25 protein-coding genes are annotated in these 23,205 nt (G+C 66.6%); 8 read left to right on the forward strand and 17 right to left on the reverse strand.

Annotated features, from left to right (window positions below; genetic code table 11):
• Positions 1-30: 30 nt before the first annotated feature.
• The 5 genes from ACIQ1T_RS03950 to ACIQ1T_RS03970 all read right to left on the reverse strand — a co-directional run bounded on the left by ACIQ1T_RS03950 (position 31) and on the right by ACIQ1T_RS03970 (position 2,592).
• Positions 31-666 (reverse strand): helix-turn-helix transcriptional regulator, encoded by a 636-nt coding sequence (locus tag ACIQ1T_RS03950; RefSeq protein ID WP_395943228.1) that lies wholly within the window; start codon positions 664-666, stop codon positions 31-33.
• Positions 667-707: 41 nt separating this feature from the next.
• A complete protein-coding gene (locus ACIQ1T_RS03955) occupies positions 708-1,151 on the reverse strand; it encodes a hypothetical protein (protein ID WP_395943229.1) in 444 nt (147 codons plus the stop codon).
• Positions 1,152-1,241: 90 nt separating this feature from the next.
• On the reverse strand, positions 1,242-1,595 hold the full coding sequence (locus ACIQ1T_RS03960) for a hypothetical protein (protein WP_395943230.1): 354 nt from the start codon (positions 1,593-1,595) through the stop codon (positions 1,242-1,244).
• Positions 1,596-1,750: 155 nt separating this feature from the next.
• Complete coding sequence (locus tag ACIQ1T_RS03965; RefSeq protein WP_395943231.1) at positions 1,751-2,143, reverse strand: PaaI family thioesterase; 393 nt, start codon at positions 2,141-2,143, stop codon at positions 1,751-1,753.
• Positions 2,140-2,592: a PaaI family thioesterase gene (locus ACIQ1T_RS03970; RefSeq protein WP_395943232.1), complete on the reverse strand. Its 453-nt coding sequence runs from the start codon at positions 2,590-2,592 to the stop codon at positions 2,140-2,142. The genes ACIQ1T_RS03965 and ACIQ1T_RS03970 overlap by 4 nt, the downstream gene beginning before the upstream one ends.
• A 79-nt stretch (positions 2,593-2,671) precedes the next feature.
• Between ACIQ1T_RS03970 and ACIQ1T_RS03975 the strand changes: the two genes are divergently transcribed.
• Positions 2,672-3,703 (forward strand): ligase-associated DNA damage response exonuclease, encoded by a 1,032-nt coding sequence (locus tag ACIQ1T_RS03975; protein WP_395943233.1) that lies wholly within the window; start codon positions 2,672-2,674, stop codon positions 3,701-3,703.
• Positions 3,704-3,709: 6 nt separating this feature from the next.
• Here ACIQ1T_RS03975 and ACIQ1T_RS03980 read toward each other — a convergent pair whose 3' ends face one another.
• Entirely contained in the window at positions 3,710-5,338 is a 1,629-nt protein-coding gene (locus ACIQ1T_RS03980; protein ID WP_395943234.1) for a response regulator, read from the reverse strand.
• A 240-nt stretch (positions 5,339-5,578) separates the two neighbouring features.
• On the opposite strand from ACIQ1T_RS03980, the gene queC reads away from it, so the two are divergent.
• From queC to ACIQ1T_RS03995, 3 genes are read left to right on the forward strand one after another with little or no spacing between them, the layout of a single operon-like run.
• Entirely contained in the window at positions 5,579-6,298 is a 720-nt protein-coding gene (queC, locus tag ACIQ1T_RS03985) for a 7-cyano-7-deazaguanine synthase QueC (protein WP_395943235.1), read from the forward strand.
• On the forward strand, positions 6,295-6,930 hold the full coding sequence (gene queE, locus ACIQ1T_RS03990) for a 7-carboxy-7-deazaguanine synthase (protein WP_395943456.1): 636 nt from the start codon (positions 6,295-6,297) through the stop codon (positions 6,928-6,930). The genes queC and queE overlap by 4 nt, the downstream gene beginning before the upstream one ends.
• Complete coding sequence (locus tag ACIQ1T_RS03995) at positions 6,930-7,298, forward strand: 6-pyruvoyl trahydropterin synthase family protein (protein ID WP_395943236.1); 369 nt, start codon at positions 6,930-6,932, stop codon at positions 7,296-7,298. Before queE ends, ACIQ1T_RS03995 begins: the two co-directional genes overlap by 1 nt.
• Here the strand turns inward: ACIQ1T_RS03995 and ACIQ1T_RS04000 are convergent.
• The 3 genes from ACIQ1T_RS04000 to ACIQ1T_RS04010 all read right to left on the reverse strand — a co-directional run bounded on the left by ACIQ1T_RS04000 (position 7,295) and on the right by ACIQ1T_RS04010 (position 9,328).
• Positions 7,295-7,987, reverse strand: a complete 693-nt coding sequence (locus ACIQ1T_RS04000; RefSeq protein WP_395943237.1) for an alpha/beta fold hydrolase — start codon at positions 7,985-7,987, stop codon at positions 7,295-7,297. The two genes, ACIQ1T_RS03995 and ACIQ1T_RS04000, sit on opposite strands and share 4 nt — an antisense overlap.
• Before the next feature lie 159 nt (positions 7,988-8,146).
• The gene (locus ACIQ1T_RS04005) at positions 8,147-8,422 is read right to left on the reverse strand and encodes a hypothetical protein (protein ID WP_395943238.1); all 276 of its coding nucleotides are present in this window, start codon (positions 8,420-8,422) and stop codon (positions 8,147-8,149) included.
• Positions 8,423-8,479: 57 nt separating this feature from the next.
• Complete coding sequence (locus tag ACIQ1T_RS04010; RefSeq protein ID WP_395943239.1) at positions 8,480-9,328, reverse strand: thioesterase family protein; 849 nt, start codon at positions 9,326-9,328, stop codon at positions 8,480-8,482.
• Between the two features lie 179 nt (positions 9,329-9,507).
• On the opposite strand from ACIQ1T_RS04010, the gene ACIQ1T_RS04015 reads away from it, so the two are divergent.
• Positions 9,508-9,996: a winged helix-turn-helix transcriptional regulator gene (locus ACIQ1T_RS04015; protein WP_395943240.1), complete on the forward strand. Its 489-nt coding sequence runs from the start codon at positions 9,508-9,510 to the stop codon at positions 9,994-9,996.
• A gap of 3 nt (positions 9,997-9,999) precedes the next feature.
• On the opposite strand, the gene ACIQ1T_RS04020 is transcribed toward ACIQ1T_RS04015, so the two are convergent.
• Positions 10,000-10,248: a helix-turn-helix domain-containing protein gene (locus tag ACIQ1T_RS04020; protein ID WP_395943241.1), complete on the reverse strand. Its 249-nt coding sequence runs from the start codon at positions 10,246-10,248 to the stop codon at positions 10,000-10,002.
• Entirely contained in the window at positions 10,248-10,850 is a 603-nt protein-coding gene (locus ACIQ1T_RS04025; protein WP_395943242.1) for a DUF2975 domain-containing protein, read from the reverse strand. The genes ACIQ1T_RS04020 and ACIQ1T_RS04025 overlap by 1 nt, the downstream gene beginning before the upstream one ends.
• A gap of 111 nt (positions 10,851-10,961) precedes the next feature.
• Between ACIQ1T_RS04025 and ACIQ1T_RS04030 the strand changes: the two genes are divergently transcribed.
• The 3 genes from ACIQ1T_RS04030 to ACIQ1T_RS04040 are packed head-to-tail and all read left to right on the forward strand — an operon-like array spanning position 10,962 to position 13,044.
• Positions 10,962-11,861, forward strand: coding sequence for an MBL fold metallo-hydrolase (locus tag ACIQ1T_RS04030; RefSeq protein ID WP_395943243.1), 900 nt, complete (start codon positions 10,962-10,964; stop codon positions 11,859-11,861).
• Positions 11,862-11,908: 47 nt separating this feature from the next.
• Positions 11,909-12,610 (forward strand): helix-turn-helix transcriptional regulator, encoded by a 702-nt coding sequence (locus tag ACIQ1T_RS04035; RefSeq protein WP_395943244.1) that lies wholly within the window; start codon positions 11,909-11,911, stop codon positions 12,608-12,610.
• A 59-nt stretch (positions 12,611-12,669) separates the two neighbouring features.
• Positions 12,670-13,044 (forward strand): VOC family protein, encoded by a 375-nt coding sequence (locus ACIQ1T_RS04040; protein ID WP_395943245.1) that lies wholly within the window; start codon positions 12,670-12,672, stop codon positions 13,042-13,044.
• A 3-nt stretch (positions 13,045-13,047) separates the two neighbouring features.
• Here the strand turns inward: ACIQ1T_RS04040 and ACIQ1T_RS04045 are convergent, their stop codons facing one another.
• From ACIQ1T_RS04045 to ACIQ1T_RS04070, 6 genes are all read right to left on the reverse strand, one after another.
• Positions 13,048-14,112 (reverse strand): ATP-binding protein, encoded by a 1,065-nt coding sequence (locus ACIQ1T_RS04045; RefSeq protein ID WP_395943246.1) that lies wholly within the window; start codon positions 14,110-14,112, stop codon positions 13,048-13,050.
• Positions 14,112-14,801 (reverse strand): response regulator, encoded by a 690-nt coding sequence (locus ACIQ1T_RS04050; RefSeq protein ID WP_395943247.1) that lies wholly within the window; start codon positions 14,799-14,801, stop codon positions 14,112-14,114. The genes ACIQ1T_RS04045 and ACIQ1T_RS04050 overlap by 1 nt, the downstream gene beginning before the upstream one ends.
• 156 nt (positions 14,802-14,957) lie before the next feature.
• Positions 14,958-17,294, reverse strand: a complete 2,337-nt coding sequence (locus tag ACIQ1T_RS04055) for a TonB-dependent receptor (RefSeq protein ID WP_395943248.1) — start codon at positions 17,292-17,294, stop codon at positions 14,958-14,960.
• Between the two features lie 199 nt (positions 17,295-17,493).
• Positions 17,494-19,422: an alpha/beta fold hydrolase gene (locus ACIQ1T_RS04060; RefSeq protein ID WP_395943249.1), complete on the reverse strand. Its 1,929-nt coding sequence runs from the start codon at positions 19,420-19,422 to the stop codon at positions 17,494-17,496.
• A gap of 88 nt (positions 19,423-19,510) precedes the next feature.
• Positions 19,511-20,611 (reverse strand): cytochrome-c peroxidase, encoded by a 1,101-nt coding sequence (locus ACIQ1T_RS04065; RefSeq protein WP_395943250.1) that lies wholly within the window; start codon positions 20,609-20,611, stop codon positions 19,511-19,513.
• Positions 20,608-23,091 carry a TonB-dependent receptor plug domain-containing protein gene (locus tag ACIQ1T_RS04070; protein WP_395943251.1) on the reverse strand — a complete coding sequence of 828 codons (2,484 nt, stop codon included), beginning with the start codon at positions 23,089-23,091 and terminating at the stop codon, positions 20,608-20,610. Before ACIQ1T_RS04070 ends, ACIQ1T_RS04065 begins: the two co-directional genes overlap by 4 nt.
• Positions 23,092-23,205 lie beyond the last annotated feature (114 nt).

Here is a 23,205-nt window from a genome sequence, read left to right on the forward strand (position 1 = left end):
TTCGCCGGGCGGGGCTTTCTGCTAATCAGACTATTGGCTGACCCACAGGATCCGCGCCATCCATTCGATGTCGCGACGCGCCACGATGCGGGGCGGGTATTCGGGATTGATCGAGGACAGGGTCGCCGTGCGCGCCGTCAGACCGGTCAGTTCCTTGGCCACCACTTCTCCCGAGGCCAGGCGGGCCACGACCCGGTCGCCGCGCCGCACCGCTGGGTCGCTGCGATCCACGATCACCCGGTCGCCCTCGCGATAGAGGGGCGACATGGAATCGCCTGTGATCTGCAGACTGAAGGTGGTGTCATTGACTCTCGGCAGTTCGGTCTCCTCCCAGCCGTCGCCGGTCGGCAGGCCCGCATCGTCGAAGAAGCCGTCCTGACCCGCGCGGGCCAGACCCAGCAGGGGGACGGTGGTGGGCCTGTCCGGCGCATCCTCGGCAAGAGCGGCGAAATCGGCCAGGGACACGCCGGTCGCCGCCAGGATCAGGGTCATGCTCTCGGTCGAGGGCCAGCGGGGGCGAGGCGGATCGCCGGGGCCGAAGCGCTTGGAGGGATTGAAGCTGGTGGCGTCCAGCCCCGCCCGCCGCGCCAGACCAGACGCGGTCAGGCCCTCGCGTCGCGCCAGGGCGTCGACGGCCTTCCAGAGTTGGGCGTGGGACAGGGGCATGGGATTTCCGCGACTGAGTCGGGGAATCCTAGAGGGCTGATCTAGGAATTTCTACCTATGTGTTCGGCGGCGGCTTTGCGATCTTGCCAAGTCCAGAATGTGCCGACGATGATGCAGGCGATGATCAGGTAACCCGTGAAGTTGGTGACCGTGTAGAGTGACGCGAGCGGGACGCGGGCGCCGGTCAGGATCATGATGTGGCTCATGACCGCGATCAGTTGCAGGCCGCTGACCCATATCGTCCAAGGATGGCGGGCCCGCCAAGCCAGAGCGACGAAGGCGATGAGCACGCCGACATCGATCAGGAAGACTCCGATCGGCATGCCGCGAAAGCCTTGCATCTCCTGCATGACCATGGAGGCGAACCAGGCGAATAGGTAGACGCCCGCACCTATGCGTTCAGCGGGACCGCCCTTCATGAAGGCGAACAAGGCCATGCCTACCATGAAGACTGCGCCGACAACGGCGTACAGCATGTTCACCATGTGAAGTCGCCCCCGCGCTGGATGCGCGAGGGCGACAATGAAGCAACTCTGGTTAAGCGAGAATGTCAGTAACCTAAGCTTACCAAGAATTCACGCAACGGAGCGGAGGTGGCCCGTCGGGCGTTTCACGTCTTGCGGATCGAGCCAGTCATCGGGCTTACCGATCGGACCGGCGGCGTAGGTCCCGTAGCCGAGGCGACGGTGGTCCTTCTGGAGCTCGGCGTGGCAGGCCACGATCGATTCACGGGCGGCGGCGAGGGCGGCGATGGTTTCCATGGCCTTGGCTTGCGACGCCGTGGCGGCGACAGGCGAAAGCGACAGGGCGGCGCGGGCGCCGATGAAGGATTGAACCAGCGTGGTCGCCTGGGTGATGGCGGCGTCGATGGCGTGTTCAGTCGCGTGCAGATCGCCGGCGACGCTGGCGATGACTTCAGTCCGTTCCATTAGAAAGCCCCTCAAGACAAGGTTTACAATGGATGAATCTTAACACGTCTTAACTGTGTTCGGTAGCGGCTTGTTTACCTATTCGGCAATCGCGCGTTGAAGCGGCGCCATAGGGCGCCGCCTGCAATGAGCGCGAATTGCGAGCTCTGAAATTCCTAGGGATTGTCCAAAAGGAAGTGGGCGGTCAGGGAGGCGATGGGTTCGCCGCGCGCCTCCTGCCAGGCCTCTGCCTGCACATGGGCGATCCGACGCCCCGCGCGATTGATTCTCGCGCGGGCATAGACGTCGATGGGGCGGCCAGTGCGCAGATAGGCGACGGTCACATTGATTGGCCGGGGCAGGCGCGGACCCGGAAAGGCCAACTCGACCTGGGCCATCGCCGTCAGCTCCAGCAGGGCCGCGATCGAGCCGCCGTGCAGGGCGGGCAGCATGGGGTTGCCGATCAACCTGTCGGCGAACGGCATGACGACCGTCACCTCGTCCCCGCTGACCAGGGTCCGCAAGTCCAGGAAGCGGGCGTAGGGGGCATGTTCGAGAAGGTCGCTCACGCCGCGTCCTCTCTCTTTGCGCCGGCGGACCGGTTCAGCACATAGGCGGCCTGGGCGGCGGCGACGGGATCGGACAGGTCGTCTTCGAAAGCCCAGGCGCGGACGAAGGCGACGGTCGGGGTCAGGCGATAGCATTTGGCCTGGGCCAGCAGATCGTGTCGCGGTCGGCCCACCCGCATGTAGTCGACGCGCAGGTCGAGGGTGGCGATGGGCTGAAAGGCGTCCATCGCCGCCCAGACCGCCAGGCCGCAGATGTGGTCGAGCAGGGTGGTCACCAGGCCGCCGGCGAAGGTCTCCGCTTGCGGATCGCCGACCAGATCCTGTCGCCAGGGCACGCGGATGCGCGGCTCGCCGTCGTGCAGGCCGTCGAACACGAATCCCAGGGCCGCCGTGTGGGCCGAGCCCGCCGCGAGCTGGGGTAGAACGGACGAGGCGAAATCCTGATGCATGCGAACTTACGCTGTTGGGGATACTGAGCCGTCCTGTATGGATCGGGGACCCGACGGCGTCGAGAGCGTTACAGTCGCCATGATCCGCTTCGAAGACCTGCTGCATCCTACGCCCGCCGGCCTCTATTGCCCGCCAGGGGACTTCTACGTCGATCCGGTGCGGCCAGTGGATCGGGCGGTGATCACCCATGGCCATTCGGACCATGCGCGCGCCGGTCACGGCGTCGTCCTGGCGACGCGTCAGACCCTGGCCATCATGGCGGAACGGTACGGCGCCGATTTCGCGGGGCGGGAACAGGCGGTCGAATATGGTGAGGAGGCCTCCGTCAACGGAGTCGACCTCCGCCTGGTCCCGGCGGGGCATGTCCTGGGTTCAGCCCAGGTCGAGGTGAAGTGGAGGGGCATGACCATGGTGGTGTCCGGCGACTACAAGCGCCGACGCGATCCGACCTGTCCGGCCTTCGAGCCCGTGCCGTGCCATGTGTTCATTTCCGAGGCGACCTTCGGGCTGCCGGTCTTCCGTCATCCGCCGGCAGAGGAGGAGGTCGGGCGGCTGGTCCGGTCGCTGGGGCAGTTTCCCGAGCGGGCGCATCTGGTCGGCGCCTATGCCCTGGGGAAGGCGCAGAGGATCATGCGCCTGTTACGGGAGGCGGGGTGGGATCGGCCCATCTATGTTCACGGCGCGATGGAGCGGCTGAACGCCCTCTACGAACGTGAGGGCGTGAATCTGGGGCCGATCCTGCCTGCGCGAGGATTGGCCAAGGGGGCGCTGGGCGGGGAGGTGGTGGTGGCGCCGCCGTCCGCCATTCAGGATCGCTGGGCGCGCAGTTTCGCCGATCCGGTCACGGCCTTCGCCTCGGGCTGGATGGGGGTGCGGGCGCGGGCGCGCCAGCGGGGCGTGGAACTGCCGCTGGTGGTCTCGGATCACGCCGACTGGGGCGAGTTGGTCGCCACCTTCGAGGAGCTGAAGCCCGAAGAGGCGTGGATCACCCACGGGCGGGAGGAGGGGCTGCTCCGCTGGGCCGAGATCAATGGCCAGAAGGCGAGAGCCTTGCGTCTCGTCGGCTATGACGAGGAGGACGAGGAGACGGTGGAGGTCCGGCCGGACTGATCCGGGTCAGGCCTGACGGGCGGCGCGGTTTTCGGAGACGTCTGTAGCGGCGGCGGCTTCGGCGCTGGACAGGGCGGCGTTCATGGCCATGCGCAGGCGTTCCGGCTTGATCGGCTTCTCGACTACGGCGGCCATGCCGATCGACAGATAGTGTTTGGCGTCTTCCGGATCGGCGTTGGCGGTCAGGGCGACGATGGGGATGCGGCTGACGGGGCCGTCCAGGGCGCGGATGGCCTGGGTGGCCTGGACGCCGTCCATGCGCGGCATCTTGATGTCCATCAGGACCAGATCGTAGCGGCTTTCCTGCACGGCCTGGAGCGCCTCGAGGCCGTCCTCGGCCAGTTCGGAGCTGCAGCCGAACATCTCGCACAGGGCCTGGGCCACGACGCGGTTGGTGGCGTTGTCGTCAACGATCAGGATGTGAGGTGCGGACTGGAGTTCCAGCTCCGACAGGTCGGACACGTTCGACGCCGCCTCGGCTTCAATGACGGCGCGGCGGGCGATCAGGTCGAAGGCGAAGGTGGCGCCGCAACCCTTGTTGTTTTCGGCCCAGATACGGCCGTCCATACGGTCGACGACCTGGCGACAAATGGACAGGCCCAGGCCGGCGCCGTCGGGGCCGGAGCCGTGGACGAAGGGCTCGAAGATGGAGTCGACCCGATCGGCGTCGACGCCGGGGCCGTCGTCGCGGACGCGGGCTTCCATATGGACCTGGTCGCCCTCGACCCAGGCCTTCAGCCCGGCCTCGACCACGCCGTTCCGGGCGAATTTCAGGGCGTTGCCGATCAGGTTGTTGAACACCTGCTTCAGGCGCATGCCGTCGATGACGGCGGCCAGTTCGGTGTCGCCTTCATAACCGATCAACAGGGTCACGCCATCCTGCGAGGCGCGCGGCTCCCACAGGGCCTGGACATCGTCCATGACGGCGCGCAGCGGGGTGGGGGCGGGATTCAGTTCCAGCTCGCCGGCCTCGGCCTTGGACAGGTCGACGGCGTCCTGAAGGATGCGCAGCAGGCTTTCGGAGGAATCGACGATGGTCTGGACGTGGGCCTGGGCGGCCTCGTTCAGGGGTTGGCGGCGCAGCAGTTCGGCGACGGCGAGGACGCCGTTCATCGGGGTGCGCAACTCGTGGCTCATGATGGCCAGGAACTGGCTCTTGGCGCGTGCAGCCGCGATGGCCTGGGCGCGGGTGTCGTTCAGGATGGCGGCCTGGTCGGCCAGCTGGGCGTCGTGTTCGCGCTGGCGGTCGGTGGCGACCTTCAGCAGGGTCGCGACCGTGCCGACCCCGTGGTAGCGACCGTTCTTGGTGACGACGAAGCCGCGCAGCAGGGCGGCCGGGCCGCCCTTCAGCATGATGTCGCAGAAGGCGTCGATCTGGACGTCGCCCTCGACCACGGCCGGCTCGGCGTCCATGGCGAAGCTGATGGGGCGGAGGTCGTACAGGGCGTGGCCGAAACGGCCGGCGATCTTCTGCAGGAAGGCGGTGCGTTCGACGAGGCCCACCGGCCGGTCATTCTCCACGACGGGAATGACAAGGGTGTCCGGCTCGCGTTCGAAGCGCGCCAGCACCTGACACCCGAGGGTCGAGGGATCGACCGGTTGGGCGTGTTCCGAAAGGGTCTCGATGGTCGGCATACTGCCTGGAACTCCTTACTCGGTCACAATCTGGTCCAGGATCGCTTGCGGATTAGTTAAGCCGGATCAGAAAGTTTGGCCGAGCCGCGACGCTCGAACCTCAAGAGCGGCGGAGCCGATTCCGCACCTCGTCTCTTTTTGCACCCCGACGAGGTCTGGTGTATGAGGCCCGCCCGACCCATCTAGGGTCCCCATCCCTTTGTGCATGCGCGCGGCCGACCGGCCGACCGCAGGTTTGTCATGAGCGCCATCCTGGAAAAGACCCCGACCACCGCTCTCGTCCTCTTCTCCGGAGGGCAGGACAGCGCCACCTGCCTGGCCTGGGCGCTGGAGCGGTTCGAGCGGGTCGAGACGGTCGGTTTCGACTATGGCCAGCGCCATCTGGTCGAGATGCAGGCGCGTCAGGCCGTGCGGGACGGCATGGGCGAGGCCCTGCCGCAGTACGCCGAACGCCTGGGCGACGACCATGTCGTGGATCTGACCGGATACGGTCGGATCGCCGAGAGCGCCCTGACCGCCGACCGCAAGATCGAGATGGACGCGCGCGGCCTGCCGACGACCTTCGTGCCGGGGCGGAACCTGATCTTCCTGGTGGCGGCGGCGGCCCTGGCGGACCGACGGGGGCTGGAGGTCCTGGTCGGCGGCATGTGCGAGACGGATTATTCGGGCTATCCCGACTGCCGTCACGAGACGATGGAGGCCATGGCGCGGGCCCTGTCGCTGGGGCTGGACAAGCCGGTCGTGATCGACACCCCGCTGATGTGGCTGACCAAGGCCCAGACCTGGGAACTGGCCGACACGATCGGGGGCGAGGCCCTGGTCGAGTTGATCGTCGAGGACAGCCATACCTGCTACCTGGGCGACCGGACGCATAGGCACGTCTGGGGCTATGGCTGCGGCGACTGCCCTGCCTGCGAGCTGCGGGCGGCGGGCCATGCGGAATGGGTCGCTTCGAAGTGACCTATTCGGCCAAGGAAGTCTTTCTGACGGTGCAGGGCGAGGGCGGACAAGCGGGGCGGCCCGCCGTCTTCCTGCGTTTTGCCGGCTGCAATCTGTGGAGCGGACGCGAGCAGGACCGCGAGACGGCAGTCTGCAGCTTCTGCGACACCGACTTCGTCGGCACGGACGGCGGCGGGGGCGGCAAGTTCCGTACGCCGGATCTGATGGCCGACCATGTCGCCTCGATGTGGCGGGGGCGCGAGGGCGATCCGAAACTGGTGGTCTGCACCGGGGGGGAGCCTCTGCTGCAGCTGGATCCGCCCCTGGTGGAGGCGTTGCACGCGCGCGGCTTCGAGATCGCCATCGAGAGCAACGGCACCCTGGCGGCCCCCGACGGCATCGACTGGGTCTGCGTCAGTCCCAAGGCGGATGCGGATGTGATCCAGATCAAGGGGCAGGAGTTGAAGCTGGTCTATCCGCAGGCCAAGGCGATGCCTGATCGGTTCGAACATCTCGATTTCGAGCGGTTCTGGCTGCAGCCCATGGACGGTCCCGACCAGGCGGAGAACACCGCCGCCGCCATCGAATACTGCCTGACCCATCCCCAGTGGCGCCTGAGCGTCCAGACCCACAAGTACATCGGCGTCCGCTAATGCCCGTCTTCGAAATCACCAAACAGGCGACCTTCGACGCCGCCCACCATTTCCCGAACGAGCCCGAGGGCAGCATCTATCGCCGCGTTCACGGCCATTCCTTCACGGTCGAGGCGACGGTGCGGTCGGAGGTGTTGGACGCCGAACATGGCTGGGTCGCGGACCTGGGCGCGCTGGACCGGGCGCTGAAGGCGGCGGCCGAGCAACTGGACCACGGGATGCTGAACGAGCACGAGGGGCTGGAACTGCCCAGCCTGGAGAACCTGTGCCTGTGGTTCGTCAAGACGCTGCAGCCCGACTGGCCGGGCCTGTGCCGGGTCCAGGTGGCCCGGCCGACGATCAACGAACGGTGCGTGCTGAGCCTTTAGGCCGACAACCACTCCGTCAGCGCTGCATTGACCGCCTCTGGTTGCTCCAACGTCGAGGCGTGGCCGCATTGGGGAACCACGACCAGCCGGCTGTTGGAGATGGCGGCCGCCATCTCCTCGGAGCGATCTGGCGGGGTCAGCACGTCCTTGTCTCCGACGAGGATCAGGGTCGGAACCTTGATATCGGCGAGGTGAGGTCGAGAGTCGATCCGCTTCGTGATCGCCGCCTCCTGGCGGATGAAACCTGCTGGTCCGACATCGCGTCCCATGCGCACCTGGACATCGATCAACTCCTGTCGCTGTCGATGAAGGGGGTGGAGAAGGTTGGGCGTGACCTGAGCCAAGACCGCTTCCAGTTCTCCGTTGGCGACGCGTTCGTTCAGTAATCGCCGCGCCTCGATCTGTTCCGGCGTATCGGCCCGTGCGGATGTGTCGAGCAAGGCCAGTTTGATGACGCGTTCCGGCGACTGGCGCATGATTTCCAGGCTGATGTAGCCGCCCATCGAGATGCCGCCGAGAGCAAAGCGCGGCGGGGCGTCCCTAAGTATGGCGGCCGCCATTTCGGCGATCGTTCGCCCCTCCAGCGTTGAGGCGACGGTTATGGGACCATAGGGCCACAGGGCGGTGGTTTGCGGAGCGAAGGTCTCGGCCGTGCAGGCCAGGCCGGGGATCAGGACGGTCGGGGTCATGACGGGAGCTTAACACGATTTCTCCCTCCCGTTTCGGGTCGGGTGAGGAGGCAGGATGATGCAATCTGATCGTGCCGAAGGGCCCTGCCGCCCCCACTCGGCCGTTTCGCGGCCACGCTCCCCCGCAGGGGGGAGGGAGAGGCGCTGTTCCCTATTGGATCAGCAGCGCTTGCCCTGACGCTGCCGCTGTTCGCAACGGCGTTGTTCGCGTTCCCAGTCGCGCTGTTCGCGTTCGCGGCGTGCGCGGGTTTCCTCGTCCGAGGTGGTGACGGCGTCGAAGCCGGCGCCGACGACAGCGCCGCCAGCCTTGGCCGTGCCGCCTACGACGGCGGCGGTTCCGCCGACGACCGCGCCGACGAGGCAGCCCTGAAGCAGGACGGAGGATCCCAGCACGAGGCCGAGGACGGCGGTGCGGGCGATGCGGCGGTCGATCATTCTTCTTCTCCCCTGTGGGACGGAGAATGACAGACTAATGGTGAATGAGGGCTGACTTCAGGCCGTGCGTTGCGGCAGCAGTTTGCGGCGCTGGCGCGAGATCGCCAAAGGCGCGCCGTCCGCGCCCCAGGCCGTGGCCTCGTCCACCGTCCAGCCCACGCCCAGGTCCAGCATCCTGAACTCGAAGAAGGCCCAGCCGTCGGGCGCGGTTTCGGGCGTGGGGTCGGCCAGGATGTCGATGCGGAAATCGACCGTGGTCATCGGCGCAGGCGTCTTCGACAGGGTCCAAGCGGGCGGATAGAGGGCGTCCAGCAGATAGCAGAGACCGACCTCGTCCAGCGGCCGGCCGTCCGCCATCCGCATCCAGGTGCGCTCGATCGCCGGCTTGCCTTCGTTGCCGCCCAGGATGTTGGGGCCGCCGTCGAATCTGTACTGGACGTGCTGGGAGAAGTGCGGGGCCATGGGGCCGTGGATCGTGCCCCTGGGGTCCAGGCTGTCCAGCGGCGGGGGCGGGGCGTGCCGGGGCGTGATCGGGGCGGTCGCGCCGTCCAGACCATAGGTGCCGGTGGCGTGGTGGGTCATGCGGCCGTCCTGATCCGCCTCGACCGCCGCATAGATCACATTGCGGCCGCCGCGCAGCAGGCGCGGGCGGAAGGCGACCTGTTCGCCGAACTTCGCCGCCGACAGATATTGCACCGACAGGGTGCGAAGCGGCGCGGTCAGGGCCAGGCCTTGGCGCATCGACTGGGCGCACAGGGCCGCCAGCAGGCCGCCGAAAGGGAAGCCCTTTTCCGGCGCCATGCCCGAGGGGCCATTCGAGAAATGGCCCGGCACCGGGGCGGACAGGCCGCCGTCGTCCAGGGTCTGGAAGGCCAGGGCGGCGTCGAGAGAAACGGCGTCGGTCATGGTCGGGTCACTGCATCGGCGAAGAGGGACGGAGGATCCTAGAAGACCCCCCGCCAGTCAAAGGAACAAGGCCGAAGAACCGGGAGGTTCGCAGGTCCGTTGCCAAACAAGACTGACTGACTGGGTTCGGATTGGCAACCCTCTTGCCAACAGGGTGACGCGGCGTCACTTTCATCCGTATGGGACGCACCGCCGACTACAGCCGCCAAAGCTGCTCCATCGCCGCCACGCTTGAGGTGATCGGCGACCCCTGGACCCTGCTGGTCATCCGCGACGCCTTCAACGGGGTCAGCCGGTTCGAACAGTGGCAGGAGAATCTGGGCGTGGCCCGTAATGTCCTGGCCGCCCGTCTGAAAAGCCTGGTTCAGCACGGGGTGCTGGAGCCGCGTCTGTATTCCGAACGCCCGCCGCGCAACGAATATGTCCTGACCGCCAAGGGCAAGGATCTGTACGGAGTGCTGGTGACCCTGCACGGCTGGGGCGCCAAGCACGTCTATGGCGACGCCGACAGCGGCATCGACATGGTGCACAAGACCTGCGGCCAGACCCTGACCCCGCGCATCGCCTGCGGCTGCTGCAACGAGATCGTCAAGCCGAGGGACATCAAGCTGACGCGGGCCGAGAACCGGCCGACGGTTGGGGACGTGATGCCGAAGGAAGCGGCTTAGGCTTCAGCCGGTTTTGGCGAGGCTTTCGATAGAAGCGTCGTCGGCCTCGTCCCGCACATACTCGAGAATATCGCCGGGCGCGCAGTCCAGATAGCGGCAGATGGCGTCGAGGGTGTCGAAGCGCAGGCCGCGGACCTTGCCGGATTTCAGCAGGGACAGATTGGTCTCGGATATGCCGATGGCGCGGGCCAGGACGTTGGAGCGGACCTTGCGGCGGGCCATGACGACGTCGAGGCGAAGGACGATGGGCATCAGACGAACCTCGAGGCGTCGTCGTGGATCTCGGCCCCCCAACGCATGACACGGGCCACGACCAACAGGACCAGGCCGAGGGCGAAGGCCTTCAGACTGTCGAGACGCAGCCAGCCCTCGTCGTCGAAGCCGGCGGCCTCGACCAGCAGATGGCCCAGGGTCGGGGCGACGGCGTAGGCCAGCAGCCACAGGGCGATCCGCTCCAGACAGCGGGCGTTGGCGGCGTCCAGCACCACGCCGGCCCGGTAGAGGCCGAACAGGCGGCGCAGTTCCCACAGCACGGCCAGGGCGGGGACCAGCATCAGAGAGGCGGAGGCGGCGAGGGCCAGTTTGCGCGTGAAGGGCAGGGCGCCGACTGAGGTCCAGCCGGCGGGCAGAGGCGGGACGTCCGGCATCAGCAGGATCTGCATCCCGCCGGGCCGCACCTGCAGGCGCGGTCCGTCGTAGGCCAGGACCGCCACGATCGAGATCGCCAGCACCAGGGCGCCGACAACGAACAGGACGGCGAACAGGATCTCCAGCGGACGGCTGAGGCCCCGGATCCGCGTCAGGGCCGGCGCCTCGACCGGAACGGGCGGCGGCAGGTCGATAAGAACGGCCATGGTGAGACCTGATTGACAGATATATTTTTATGTATTTCGATATGGGGCGTCACGCAAGCCGGGGAAGCGCTCATGGGACGGTCGAGGATTTCACGCTGGGCCGGGCTTGTCATGCCTGTGGTTCTGTTGGGGGCGTCGGGGTGCGCGACGGTGGCGACGGTTCATCCGCGCGTGGCGGCGGATCTGGGGACGGCGTCGCGGGGTTCGGCGCTGGAGGCCAGTCTGGCGCGGCCGGGCGTGGTCGGGTTCGAACAGGTCGCCTTCGCGCGCTGGACGGCGGGGCGGGCGGCCTTCATCGAGTGGGACGATCCGCGCACCGCCGCCGTGCCCAAGGGGACGGAGGAGGCGACCATCTTCGCCTATGTGATCGATCATCCCCGGTTCGGGCGCTACCTGATCGACGGGGGCGTGTCGCGCGATCTGGAGCCGCGCCTCAATCCGCTGATGCGCCGGGCGCTGCGGGATCTGGACGTGCGGATCGAGCGGACGACGGGGGAGCGGTTGGCGGGAGAGGCGGCGCCGCGCGCGGTCTTTCTGACCCATCTGCATTTCGACCATGTGGGCGGTGTGATGGATCTGGTGGACGGGACGCCGGTCTATGTCGGGGCGGGCGACGCGGAAGAGCGGAACCTGATGCATCGGCTGACCGGTCGGCCCGCCGACATCGCCCTGGAGGGCAAGGGGCCGCTCAGGGAATGGGCGTTCGCGCCCGACCCGGACGGGGTCTTTGCCGGGGTGATCGACGTGTTCGGCGACGGCTCGGTCTGGGCGCTGAGCCTGCCGGGTCATTCGCCGGGATCGACCGGCTATCTGATCAACGCCGTCGCCGGGCCGAAACTGGTGACCGGGGATGCGGTGTCGATCCGGCTGGGCTGGGATCAGGAGTTGCCGCAGCCCCTGCCGAAGGGCGCGCGGGCCGAGGCGCGCGCCTCGGTCGAGGCCCTGCGCCGGTTCGCCGCCGCCCATCCGCAGGTCGCGGTCTTTCTGGGGCATCAGCCGTTGGCGTATTGAGGATGGCTGCTGCCGCTTTCTGGCAGGATGTCTGCTAGAGTCGCGGCGTGTCCCGGTCCGAACGTCTCTTCGATCTGCTGAACGCCCTGAGGCGACATCGCCGGCCGGTCAGCGGTCAGGTGCTGGCGGACGAGATGGGGATCAGTCTGCGGACCCTGTATCGCGACATCGCAAGCCTGCAGGCGCAGGGGGCGACGATCGAGGGCGAGCCGGGGGTCGGCTATGTGCTGAAGCCCGGCTTCCTGCTGCCGCCGCTGATGTTCACGCCCGAGGAGATCGAGGCCCTGGTGCTGGGCTCGCGCTGGGTGGCGGACCGGGCCGATGCGCGGATGCGGGACGCGGCTCTGGGGGCGCTGGCGCGGATCGCGGCGGTGGTCCCGCCGGACCTGAAGGACGAGATGGAGACCTCGGCCCTGCTGGTCGTGCCGGGCGCGCCGTTTCCGGTGGACGTGGTCGATCCGGCTCTGCTGCGAAAGGCGATCCGCACCGAGCGGCGGCTGAAGCTGTGTTATCGCGACGAAGCGGGCAAGGCGTCGGAACGGGTGGTCTGGCCCTTCGCCCTGGTCTTCTTCGACCGGGTGCGGCTGCTGCTGGCCTGGTGCGAACTGCGCGAGGATTTCCGTAGTTTCCGCACCGACCGCGTGGTCGAGGCCGAGGTGATGGAGGCGCGCTATCCGGCCCGTCGCCAAGCCTTGCTGAAGACCTGGCGCGAGGCCCAGGAAAAGTCGATTTCGAAGGAAGGCTGCTGACAGATTCTGGCAGCACCGGGGGCTAGGCTGTGTCCTGTTCGCAACGACAGGAGGGCCTGATGACCGAGACCGACGACATCCTGCTGAACGTGACCGATCCGGAGGTCAGCGCGCGGTTCTATTCCGGGCTGCTACGTTGCCTCCCGGTGGAGGCGGGGCCGGATCGGGCGCTGTTCGTCCTGGGCTCCGGACGGGCGCTGAGCCTGTGGCGGCGGGTCGACGCCCGCTTGGAAGAGGTCTGCGAGGTCGACTTCCCGCTGGACGGCGCGGCGGCGGTCGATGAGGCGCATATGGACTGGTGGGACCGGGGCGCGCGCATCCTGCTGCCGCCGATGGACATGGGGTGCGGGCGCGGATTCGTGGCGCGCGACCCGGATGGGCATCGGCTGCGGGTCTTCGCCCGGACCGAAGGCCGGTGCGGCGTGGCCGCCTGACGCTCAGGCCTGGACGAAGCTGGCGCGCGGAATCTCGACAGTGAACAGGGAGCCGTCGCCGACGGTGGAGCGGTGAAAGGCCCGGCCGTCGTGGGCGTCGGCCACCGCCCTCACCACCGCCAGGCCCAGGCCGGTGCCTGAGGCATAGGTGGCGTCGCGCTTGAAAGCCTCGAACACCTCGGCGGCGCGGTCGGCCGGGATGCCCGGGCCGTCGTCCTCAACCGACAGCCGCGCCACGCCACTGAAGGGAGCGGTGCGGATGCATAGCAGGCCGGGCGTGGCGTGGTGTCGGGCGTTCTCGACCAGGGCCAAAGCCGCCTGCCGGATCCGGGTCGGATCGCAGACGACCACGGCGGATTCCAGCCGCCAAACCACTTCGAAGCCAGCGGCCGTCAGGCCGGGCTCCACGACCTCGCGCAGGTCGCCGACCACCTCGGCCAGGTCCACGGTCTCGAGCCTGAGATCCAGATGGCCGCTGTCGGCCAGGCTGACCACGCGCAGATCCTCCACCACCCGCGCCAGACCGTCGACCTGCCGCAGCAGGCTCGTCAGGGTGCGGGGATCCATTTCAAACACACCGTCGGCCACGCCCTCCAGGCGGCCCTTGAGGATGGTCACCGGGGTGCGCAGTTCATGGGCGATCTTGGCGTTCCAACTGATCATCCCGGCGGCCAGGGCCTGCAGCCGTTCGGCCATCCGGTTGAAGTCGTCGACCAGTTCCGCCGTCTCGCGCAGCGAGCGATCGGAGACCACCGCGCGGGCGGTCAGGTCGCCGTCAGTGATACGGCGGGCGGTGGCGGCCAGCGAGGCGAGGGGCAGGACGATCCGACGGGCCAGTTGCGCTCCGATCAGCACCGCCAGGCCGATGGCGATCACGACTGCGGCGGCGATGACCACATAGTCCTTGGCCTGGGGCGACCAGTGGTGCGGCGCCGCGACAAGGTTGGGATTGTTCTCGAACACCCAGGCATAGACGAAGAAGGCGCACAGGGCGCTGAGCAGGAAGCCAGCCACGGTCACCAGCGCCATGCGGACGGCGATTCTGCGACCCAGACCGGCGAGTCGCATCAGTCCTGCGGCTCCAGCCGATAGCCCACGCCGCGCACATTGGTCAGGATCTCGTCCGCGCCGGCGGCCTCGAGCTTGCGGCGCAGATGGCTGATATGGCTGTCGATGGTGCGCTCCTGGACCTCCTGGTTCGGGAAACAGGATTCCATGATCTCTGCGCGGGTGAAGACGCGCAGCGGGATACGGGCCATATGGGCCAGGATCCGGAATTCGGTCAGGGTCAGGTCCAGGCGGCGTTTGCCCTCGGGCGTGGCGACCGAGGCGAGATAATTCTCCAGCTGAACCTCGACCGGGCCGACGCGCAGAACCTTGGCGTTGGGGGCGCCGACGCTGCGACGCAGGATGGCGTGGACACGGGCCACGACTTCGACGGGCTTGAACGGCTTGACAATATAGTCGTCGGCGCCGATCCGCAGGGCCTGCAGCTTGTCCAGGTCCTGATCCAGGGCGGTGACCATGATGACGGGGGTCTCGCCGCGTCGACGCAGTTCGCCCAGCACGTCCCAACCGTCGCGCACCGGCATGCGCACGTCCAGCAGGACAAGGTCAGGTTTCAGCGCGGCGTGGAGGTCGATCGCCTGCTGCCCGTCCGAGGCGGCGACAGTGCGGAATCCTTCCCGGCGCAGATAGGCGTCCAGGATCTCGACGATCTCGCCCTCGTCGTCTGCGATCAGTATCAAGCTGCTCATAAAGGCCGCCATCGCGCCGGAAGACCGCCAGGTCCAGCAAAACCGGACGGCTTCGGACAAGTTTCATCCAGTCTCCACACTGACTGAACAAAGGGCCAAAAGAAAACCCCCTCCCGCCGATGCGGAAGGGGGCGTTCTCTCGGTCCGAAGGAACGATCAGTAGGTGGCGCGCAGTTCGATGCCGAAGGTGCGCGGCGTATTGAAGTTGCCGTAGTCGCCGATCACGCCCCGGTTAGACGGATCGCGACGATAGACATACTGCTCGTCCAGCAGGTTGCGCGACCAGAGGGCCACCTCCAGCAGCGGACCGCCGTCTCGGGTCGTGATATCCGTCAGGGCGACGCGACCGTTCACGATGAAGGAGGAGTCGTTCTTCAACTCGAACTGGTCGAAGGCCTGGGTCGCATCGGCGTAGTTGGCGTCGATGTGGGCCTTGAAGTTCGCGCCGAACAGCGGGGTGTCGTAGTCGGCGGCGACGCTGAAGGCGTTTTTCGGCGTGTAGGCGATGAACACCTGCTGCACCACGCCGCTGAACGGGTTCCGCGTCGGCGGCACTTCCGTGTTCGTGTAGGCGTAGGAGGCCGACAGGGTCAGAGCGTCAGTGACACGCGCCATGCCTTCCAACTCCACGCCCTTCAGCTTGGTCGTGCCCGGGGCGTTGATCGTTTCCAGCGTGTTCCGCGTCGAGGCGCCGATCACGGTCACCAGGCTGAAGTCGATCTGGCTGTTTTCGCGCTCCGAGTAGAAGGCCGCGGCGTTGACGCGCAGGCGGTTGTCCAACCAGTCGCTCTTCAGGCCCATTTCGTACGAAACGATGTCTTCCGGGCCGAACGAGCGGTAGGTCAGAGAGCGCGAGCTGGCGCCGCCGGCGCGGTAGCCCTCGGCGTATTTGGCGTAGACGTTGACGTCGTGGTTGACGTCATAGGCCACGGTCACCATCGGGTTGAAGCGTTCCGTCTTCGTGTCGAAGGTGAAGTTGGTCACGGCGTTGCTGACCTTGGACAAGACGCCCGACTTGTCGTCCTGGGTGAAGCGGCCGCCTGCGGTGATGTGCAGGCCGTCGTTCAGCACGGCCGGGGTCCAGGTCGCCTGGCCGTAGATGGCCTTGGACTCGGATTCGGCGCGGCTTTCGCGGTCGATCGAGCGGAAGCCGCGGATGGTCGGCGTGGGGTCCAGGATGGTGTAGCCGGTGCCGTCCGCGTTCCAGCGGTTGGTCGACGGGGTCGAGGCGTCGTCCGAGGCGGTTTCCTTGAAGTAGTAAAGGCCGCCGACATAGTCGATGCGGTCACCCAGCGAACCGACAGCCTGGAACTCCTGGCTGAACTGGTGCTGCCACAGCCCGGCCAGCGAGTAGCGGCTGAAGTTGCTGTTCGGACCAACGATGGGCGGGCGGTGAGCGCCGGCGATGTTGTCGTACTGTTCGACGGCGACTTCGCGATAGGCGGTGATCGAACGCAGTTCCAGATCGTCGCTGGGGCGATAGGACAGGTGCAGGTCGACGCCCTTGGTGTCATCGACGCTCCACTGTTGCGGCACGCCGATGTCGGCGACGTCCATGATGCTGTCGCCGTTGACCTGAACCAGGGGCGAGAGCGCGCGGATTTCAACCGGGACGCCGTTCACCGAACGGATCGTGGTTGAGTTGAAGGGCACGACCGTCAGGCCGTTCGGATTGTAGTTCAGCAGTTGACTGTAGAACGGGGTGTTCTTGTCCTTGCTGATGTCGGCCGCCAGATCGGCGGTGAAGTTGTCTGTCGGGGTCCAGCGGACCTGGGCGCGCAGGCCGCGACGGTCATAGGCGCCGAAACCTTCCTCGCCCGGCAGCGGGTTCTTGGTCACCGGGCCCTGGGCCGAGATCACGCCGTCCACCTTGACCGCGAAATCGTCGATGGCCGGGAAGTCGACGTGCAGTTCCGAGTTGTAGGAGTTCAGGTTGCCGACGCCTGCGACGGCGCGCATGCCGAACTCGCCCGTGGGCTTGCGCGTCACCAGCGACAGGGCGCCGCCTTCGGTGTTGCGGCCGAACAGGGTGCCCTGCGGCCCCTTCAGAACCTCGATCCGCTCCACGTCCAGCAGGGCTGCGCCCAGGCCGTGCTGGCGGCCCAGATAGACGCCGTCGACATAGACGCCGACGCCTTGTTCACGCGCGGGCTGGTTGGCGTCGTTCGGCACGATGCCGCGGATGCCGATGGTCAGGGCCGACTGGCGGGCTTCGAAGGTGGCGATGCGCAGGCCGGGGACGGCGCCGTCGGCCAGGTCCATAAGGCTCTGGACGTGGCGGTTCTCCAGAGCCTCGGAGTTCAGGACCGAGATCGAGATCGGCGTGTCCTGCAGATTGGTCTCGCGCTTGGTTGCGGTGACGACGATGTCGTCCAGGCCGGCCGGCGCGGCGTCGGCGGGGGCCGGTGCGGTTTGGGCGAAGGCGGAGAAGGGCGCGGCGAGAAGAGCGGTCCCCAGCAGCAGCTGGAGGCGGAGTTTGTTTTGACGGTGCATTTATATCCCCTGCTTGGTCGCCGGGGGATTACGGCACTATTGCGATGCGCTGTTTACATGCTTGCAACAGTGGCATGCATTATTAATGTACCGGGATATATCCAATATTCGATCGTTTTTCTCTTAATCTCCACGTAGTCTCCACAAACGAGATCTGGAGCAGAGAGGGCGACGACGCGAACGCCGCCGCCGTCCGGTTCTACTTCCTCACATATTTGTCCAGGAAGGCCAGGTAGGCGTTCTGGGCGGTGATGCGGTTGTCGCGGCGGGTGAAGCCGTGGCCTTCATTGGGGAAGACGACATAGTCGACTGGCACGCCGTTGGCGCGGACGGCGGCGACCAGTTCGTCGCTCTCGACCTTGAGTACACGCGGGTCGTTCTCGCCCTGGACGACCAGCAGGGGCTTGTCGATGCCCTCGGTGTGGAACAGGGGCGAGATGCGGCGGTGACGTTCGGCGTCGGTCGCCGGATCGCCCATTTCGTCGTACAGGGCGATGCGGTTGGCGCCCCACCAGGCGGGGATCGACTCCAGGGTCCGCACCCAGTTGGTGACGCCGAAGATGTCGACGCCCGCCGCGAAGGCGTCCGGGTGGAAGGCCAGGGCGGCGGCGGTCATATAGCCCCCGTAGGAGCCCCCCATCACGGCCACCTGGTCGTCGGCGACCCAGTCCTGTTGGCGCAGCCATTCACCGCCGGCGACGATGTCGCGCAGATCGGCCTCGCCGTGCTTCTTGTCGTCCATGTGGAAGAAGGTCTTGCCGTAGCCGGAACTGCCCCGGTTGTTGGCGCCCAGGACCGCATAGCCGTGGTTCACCAGATGCTGGACCATGGCCGAATAGCCGCGCCGGGTCTGGCCACCGGGACCGCCATGCACCAGCACCAGGGCCGGCGCAGGACTGGCGGCCGAGGCGCCGCGCGGCTTGTAGAGCACCGCCGGGATCATGACCCCGTCTTCGCCCGGATAGCGGACGATGGTCGCCTCGACCAGGACGTCCTCATCGATCGCGGGGTTGAGGGCGTGGGTCAGGCGCATGGCCTGGCCGCTGGCCAGGTCGGCGACGAAGATGTCGGACGGCGAGGTGTCCGAGGCGAGGGTGAAGGCGATTCGTTTCTCGTCGTCGCTGAACCGGACATTGGCGATATCGCCGTCGGGCAGGCCGCTCAGGGCGACCGGCCGGTCGGTGGTGGTGTCCAGCAGGGTCAGTTCGGTCTTGGCGTCGGCGTTGAGCCCCGAGACGCGATAGCGGCCGCTGGGCGAATAGAAGACGAAGCTGACGTCCCAGTCGGCCTGGATCAGCGGAGTGTTCTCACCGGTCACCAGCTCGTGGCGGATGGCCTGCTGGAACTCGCCGTTCTGGTCGGTGCCAATCAGGACAGCAGCGGAATCCGGCGTGAAGTCGAAGGCGGCGTAGGAGACATCGCCCTCGTGCGGGGTCAGCAGTTTCGGCTCGCCCGGCGTGGTCAGGTCGACCAGATACAGGTCGTTATTGGCGCTGGACAGAGACTTGTCGAGCACCAGCCAGCGGCCGTCCGGCGACAGGGCGGCGGGCGAGAAGTCGCCGGGGTTCTCGAACACCATCCGGTGCGCATAGGTGTCGGTGTCATAGGCGATGATGTCGAAGGCGGCCGCGTCGCGTCCGTTCGACATGACATAGAAGCTCTTGCCGTCCCTGCTCCAACCCAGGAAGTCGGCCTTGACCTTGTCGCCCGGCGTCAGGTCGGTCACCGTCCCATCGACGGCCCGCACGAACAGGTGGTTCAACTCGTCGCCGCCGCCGTCCTGGGTGAACAGGACCCGGGCGTCGTCGGGGAAATAGCTCACCGCGCCGGCCGAACTGGTGGTCGAGGTCGTCAGCTGCACGGGGTCGCCGCCGGCGATCGGCAGGGCGTAGGTGTTGAACACCCCCGTCTTGTCCGAGCTGATCAGCACCGACTTGCCGTCCGGCGAGAAGGCCTTGGCCCCGCCATAGGCCAGCCCGTAGCTGGTGGTGTCGAAAAACTGGGCCGCCGTATAGGTCGGCGTCGCCGGGCTGGCGGACGTCGAGGGCGGCGCGGGCTGGGCGTTTGCAGCGACGGGAAGGTCGGCCATCAGGGCCAGTACGGAAACCAGGCAGGCAGTGGTGCGCATAGGAGCCTCTCGACAGGGATAACCGTAGGAGGCGGCACAAGACCACGACAGATGCATTCTGTCTTGGATTTAATGTAACAGCGATCGGTTAGAGCGCTTCGAGGAAGGCGATCAGATCCTCCCGCTCCTGCCGCGTCAGGCTGCGTTGGACCACCAGGGCGTCGGTGGTTGGGAACAGCGGATCGCCGACCTGTTCGGGCCGGGGCCGAGGGCGTGCGCCGCCGCCGTTATAAAAGGCGACCAGTCCGTCCAGCGTGGGGAAGAGCCCATTGTGCATCCATGGGCCGGTCCGGTTCATGTTCAGCAGGGACGGGGTGCGGAAGGCGCCGACATCCGCGGGATTTCTGGTGACTTCGTAGCGGCCGAGGTCCTCGCGCGCGCGGCCATAGAAGTGGAGGCCCAGGTTGTGGAATCTCTGATCGCTGAGCAGGGGGCCGCTGTGGCAGTTGGCGCAGCCCGCCTTGGTGCGGAACAGGTGCAGGCCGCGCAGTTGCTGGTCGTTCAGGGCGTTGGCCTGACCGCCGAGGAAGCGGGCGTAGCGGCTGGAGCGGGGTTTCAGCGTGCGCTGGAAGGCGGCCAGGGCCCTGGCGATCCGGTCGGTGGTGACGTCGGGCGTGCCGAAGGCCTCGGCGAAAGGGGCGGCATAGGCGGCGTCGGCGGCGATCCGGGCGGTGACGACCGGCAGTTCGGCGGCCATCTCCTTGCCGTCGACGATGGGGTGCAGGCTCTGTTCCTCCAGGGTGCTTGCCCGACCGTCCCAGAACAGGCTGGTCGCCCAGGCGGCGGTGGCGACAGACGGGGCGTTGCGTCGGCCTCTCTGGCGGTCATGCCCGAAGGAGGTGCGCAGTCCGTCGGCGAAGCCCAACTCGCGCGCATGGCACGAGGCGCAGGCGATCTGCCCCGAGGCCGACAGGTTCGGATCATCGAACAGTTTCTGACCCAGGGCGGCCTTCTGCGGCGTGGTCGGATTGTCCGCCGGCTCGGGCGCCGGGGGCAGGGGGGCGAATTCCTCGAACGCCGCGCCGGGCAGCAGATCGGGCCGGGGCCAGGTCTCGGGCGCGCCGGCATAGGCGAGCCGAAGCTCGCCGTCGCTGGACGGCGACTGCACGCGCGACATCGCCGCCCCCACGCCCAGATGCAGCGCGAGAACGGCGACGACGAGGGCGGCTATGTCGCGGGTGGGTTTCAATACTGGTACTTCAGCGAGACCCAGATGTTGCGGCCCAGCTGGTAGGGTTGGCTGGTCGCGGTCGAGTTGTTGTTGCGGATGGTGTCGAACAGATTGTTGACCCGCAGATCAAGAGTCGCCGTGCCGAACTGGGTGCGGGCGATTTCGGCCTGGACCGACAGATTGGCGTCGATCGAGGCGTCGTAGGTGATGGGGCCGTAGACGTCGTAGGCCGAGCCGTCGACGGTCATGGTCTCGCCCGTGTCCTCAACGCGGGTGAATTCGTCACGGAAACGGGCATTGATGTTGGTCATGACGCGCCCGTTCAGCCAGGACGAACCCCAATCGGCATTGATGACAATGGGCGAAGCGAAATCTGCGCGTTGGTTGTCCGACAGGGCTTCGAACAGGGAGACGACGCGGCCATTATAATAGACCAGTTCGGCACCCTCCAGATCTTCGCTTTCCTCAAAGAAGGTCAAGTTCGTCGATTGAGCGCGCGAGAAGTTGGTGTTCAGCGCCAGTGTATGACGGCCGAAGTCGCGATTCCATTCCAGTGACAGGCCGCGATAGTTGGAATGGCCGTCGTTGTTGGGAGTCGCGACCAAGCGAGACCGGGTCTGCCCGAGTTCGTTGACGTAGTTTTCGCGGATTTCCGTGGTGGAGAACTGGTCCTTTCCGTCGCGGAGTATCCCCTTGATCCGATAGCGGCCGCCGAGCAGGTCGCCCTGGATCGCTGCCGTCAGTTCGTCGGAATAAGGCGTGGCCAAGCCATATTCCGAGAAGCGAGGCGCGCTGTTGTCGCCGGTTAGATACCAGGTGTCGCCCCAGACGCCGTCGACCTCTTCCCGCTCATACTGCAGGGTCTGAAGGCTGTTCTCCCGCACGGCGTAGCCGAGGAAGGACTGACGATAATAGCGGTTGGCTCCGATGGTCGCCGTCATGCCCCACCAGGGAAGGGCGCGGGCGATCGACAGGCGCGGCGCGACATTATGGTTCTTCAGATAGGATTCATAATCGTATCGGAGCCCCGCCCGGACCTGGAAGCCGGACCAGTCGAAGGCGTATTCGCTCCACAGGCCGTAGGTCTGGACCGAGGTTTCGTTGCGATAGGCCTGATACTCCTGGTGGCGGGTGATGACGTAGGAGCCAGTGACGCAGGTTAGCGGGTCCTCGTTGGGGGCGGCGCAGACGATATCCGGTGACACTATGCCGGTTTGCCATACGTGATTGGTCTGCGGGCGGTGCTTCATCACCTCGGTCTGGGCGAAATCCAGGCCTAATCCCATTTCACCGAAGCCCAAGGACTGGCGCCAATCCGCCTTGAGGCCGTAATCCTTCTGGTTCTGGTCGATGTCGCCCAGACCGCCGGTCGTACAGTTGGTGCTGGTGCACCAGTCGATCTCTTCGGCTCTTCCGGGCAGAGTGTACTGGACGTCGGGCGCCTCGCGGCCGCTATCCAGGTCAGCGTAGCTGAGTTGGACGCTCCAGTCGGCGTCGCCTCGACGACCACGCAGGCGCCCCTTGGTCGTCAGACCCCCGCCCTTCTGGGTCATCAGGGCGTTGATCGCCGCAGGTGAGGCGTTGGTGCTTTCGTAAGGGCTCCAATTGATCTGGCCGTCGAAGGTCAGGTCGGAGGACAGATCGTATTCCGCCTTCAGCAGAAAGTTCTCCGCCTTGCTGGATTGCCCGAAATTGCGTTCCAGGTAGTTGGCGTTCCGATAGTAGGTCACCTCGGAGTCGGAATAGCTGTAGGCGGCGAGCAGGCGCAGGCGGTCAGTGATCGGCAGGTCGACCGTGAAACCGTACCGGCTTTTCTCATAGTCGGGAGACTCCGGCACGTTGTCGCCAAGTTCACGACGGACCGAGTCGGGCATCCGGAAACTGGCCATGTCCGTTCGGGTCAGGCCGTAATAGGCGGTGACGCCATAGGTGGAGGCTGGGGCGCGTGTCTCCACATCGACCACCCCGCCCAGGAAGCCGCCATATTCAGCTGAGACATTGGAATCGAGCAGGGTGATTTTGCCGATCAGGTTGGAGTCGACCCAGGTTCCTTGCGGCGACCCGCCGGCGACCTCGTCGATGCCCAAGAGATTGCCGGCGTCATATAGGCGCGAGTTCACGCTGACGCCGTCCAGGATGAACTGGTTGTCCAGAGGGCTGGCGCCAGCGATTGAGATCTGGGCTGGACGGATGTCCTGGACGCCCTCGCGGGTGCCCATCCCCTCGTCGTTGCTGAACTGCACCGTCGGGGCCAGCTTCAGTATCTGGTTGCCGTCGCCTGAGCCGGGCGCGCGGTCGCGGATCGAGTCGGCGCCGAAGGTGGTCTCGCCCGAGTTGATCGGGTCGCCATAGCTGTAGGCGGTCGAGGCGCGGGACTCGTCGGTGACGACGACGGTGGGTATGGCGGCGTCGGTCTGGTCCGTCTGCGCCTGGGCTTGTGCGCCGCTCGCGAGCAGAAGCGCCGCCGCGCTGGCGGATGAGACGAGAGTGATGCGCATGGTCGTGATCCCCGAAGCTTTACTGAACTGTGGGGGCGCGACCTACGCCTGCGAACATTGAATTGCAACTTGTTATCAGTTGCAATCTCAAGGCTTGAGGCCTATGCGAACCTC

Source organism: Brevundimonas sp. (assembly GCF_044336875.1).
In the GTDB taxonomy this organism is placed as follows: Bacteria; Pseudomonadota; Alphaproteobacteria; order Caulobacterales; family Caulobacteraceae; genus Brevundimonas.

What these genes read in the sequence shown, in the direction of transcription:
- ACIQ1T_RS03950 (WP_395943228.1), bottom strand. Translation starts at nt 666, where the DNA reads ATGCCCCTGTCCCACGCCCAACTCTGGAAGGCCGTCGACGCCCTGGCG.
- ACIQ1T_RS03955 (WP_395943229.1), bottom strand. Translation starts at nt 1,151, where the DNA reads ATGGTGAACATGCTGTACGCCGTTGTCGGCGCAGTCTTCATGGTAGGC.
- ACIQ1T_RS03960 (WP_395943230.1), bottom strand. Translation starts at nt 1,595, where the DNA reads ATGGAACGGACTGAAGTCATCGCCAGCGTCGCCGGCGATCTGCACGCG.
- ACIQ1T_RS03970 (WP_395943232.1), bottom strand. Translation starts at nt 2,592, where the DNA reads ATGCATCAGGATTTCGCCTCGTCCGTTCTACCCCAGCTCGCGGCGGGC.
- ACIQ1T_RS03975 (WP_395943233.1), top strand. Translation starts at nt 2,672, where the DNA reads ATGATCCGCTTCGAAGACCTGCTGCATCCTACGCCCGCCGGCCTCTAT.
- ACIQ1T_RS03980 (WP_395943234.1), bottom strand. Translation starts at nt 5,338, where the DNA reads ATGCCGACCATCGAGACCCTTTCGGAACACGCCCAACCGGTCGATCCC.
- queC (WP_395943235.1), top strand. Translation starts at nt 5,579, where the DNA reads ATGAGCGCCATCCTGGAAAAGACCCCGACCACCGCTCTCGTCCTCTTC.
- ACIQ1T_RS03995 (WP_395943236.1), top strand. Translation starts at nt 6,930, where the DNA reads ATGCCCGTCTTCGAAATCACCAAACAGGCGACCTTCGACGCCGCCCAC.
- ACIQ1T_RS04000 (WP_395943237.1), bottom strand. Translation starts at nt 7,987, where the DNA reads ATGACCCCGACCGTCCTGATCCCCGGCCTGGCCTGCACGGCCGAGACC.
- ACIQ1T_RS04005 (WP_395943238.1), bottom strand. Translation starts at nt 8,422, where the DNA reads ATGATCGACCGCCGCATCGCCCGCACCGCCGTCCTCGGCCTCGTGCTG.
- ACIQ1T_RS04010 (WP_395943239.1), bottom strand. Translation starts at nt 9,328, where the DNA reads ATGACCGACGCCGTTTCTCTCGACGCCGCCCTGGCCTTCCAGACCCTG.
- ACIQ1T_RS04015 (WP_395943240.1), top strand. Translation starts at nt 9,508, where the DNA reads ATGGGACGCACCGCCGACTACAGCCGCCAAAGCTGCTCCATCGCCGCC.
- ACIQ1T_RS04020 (WP_395943241.1), bottom strand. Translation starts at nt 10,248, where the DNA reads ATGCCCATCGTCCTTCGCCTCGACGTCGTCATGGCCCGCCGCAAGGTC.
- ACIQ1T_RS04025 (WP_395943242.1), bottom strand. Translation starts at nt 10,850, where the DNA reads ATGGCCGTTCTTATCGACCTGCCGCCGCCCGTTCCGGTCGAGGCGCCG.
- ACIQ1T_RS04030 (WP_395943243.1), top strand. Translation starts at nt 10,962, where the DNA reads ATGCCTGTGGTTCTGTTGGGGGCGTCGGGGTGCGCGACGGTGGCGACG.
- ACIQ1T_RS04040 (WP_395943245.1), top strand. Translation starts at nt 12,670, where the DNA reads ATGACCGAGACCGACGACATCCTGCTGAACGTGACCGATCCGGAGGTC.
- ACIQ1T_RS04045 (WP_395943246.1), bottom strand. Translation starts at nt 14,112, where the DNA reads ATGCGACTCGCCGGTCTGGGTCGCAGAATCGCCGTCCGCATGGCGCTG.
- ACIQ1T_RS04050 (WP_395943247.1), bottom strand. Translation starts at nt 14,801, where the DNA reads ATGAGCAGCTTGATACTGATCGCAGACGACGAGGGCGAGATCGTCGAG.
- ACIQ1T_RS04055 (WP_395943248.1), bottom strand. Translation starts at nt 17,294, where the DNA reads ATGCACCGTCAAAACAAACTCCGCCTCCAGCTGCTGCTGGGGACCGCT.
- ACIQ1T_RS04060 (WP_395943249.1), bottom strand. Translation starts at nt 19,422, where the DNA reads ATGCGCACCACTGCCTGCCTGGTTTCCGTACTGGCCCTGATGGCCGAC.
- ACIQ1T_RS04070 (WP_395943251.1), bottom strand. Translation starts at nt 23,091, where the DNA reads ATGCGCATCACTCTCGTCTCATCCGCCAGCGCGGCGGCGCTTCTGCTC.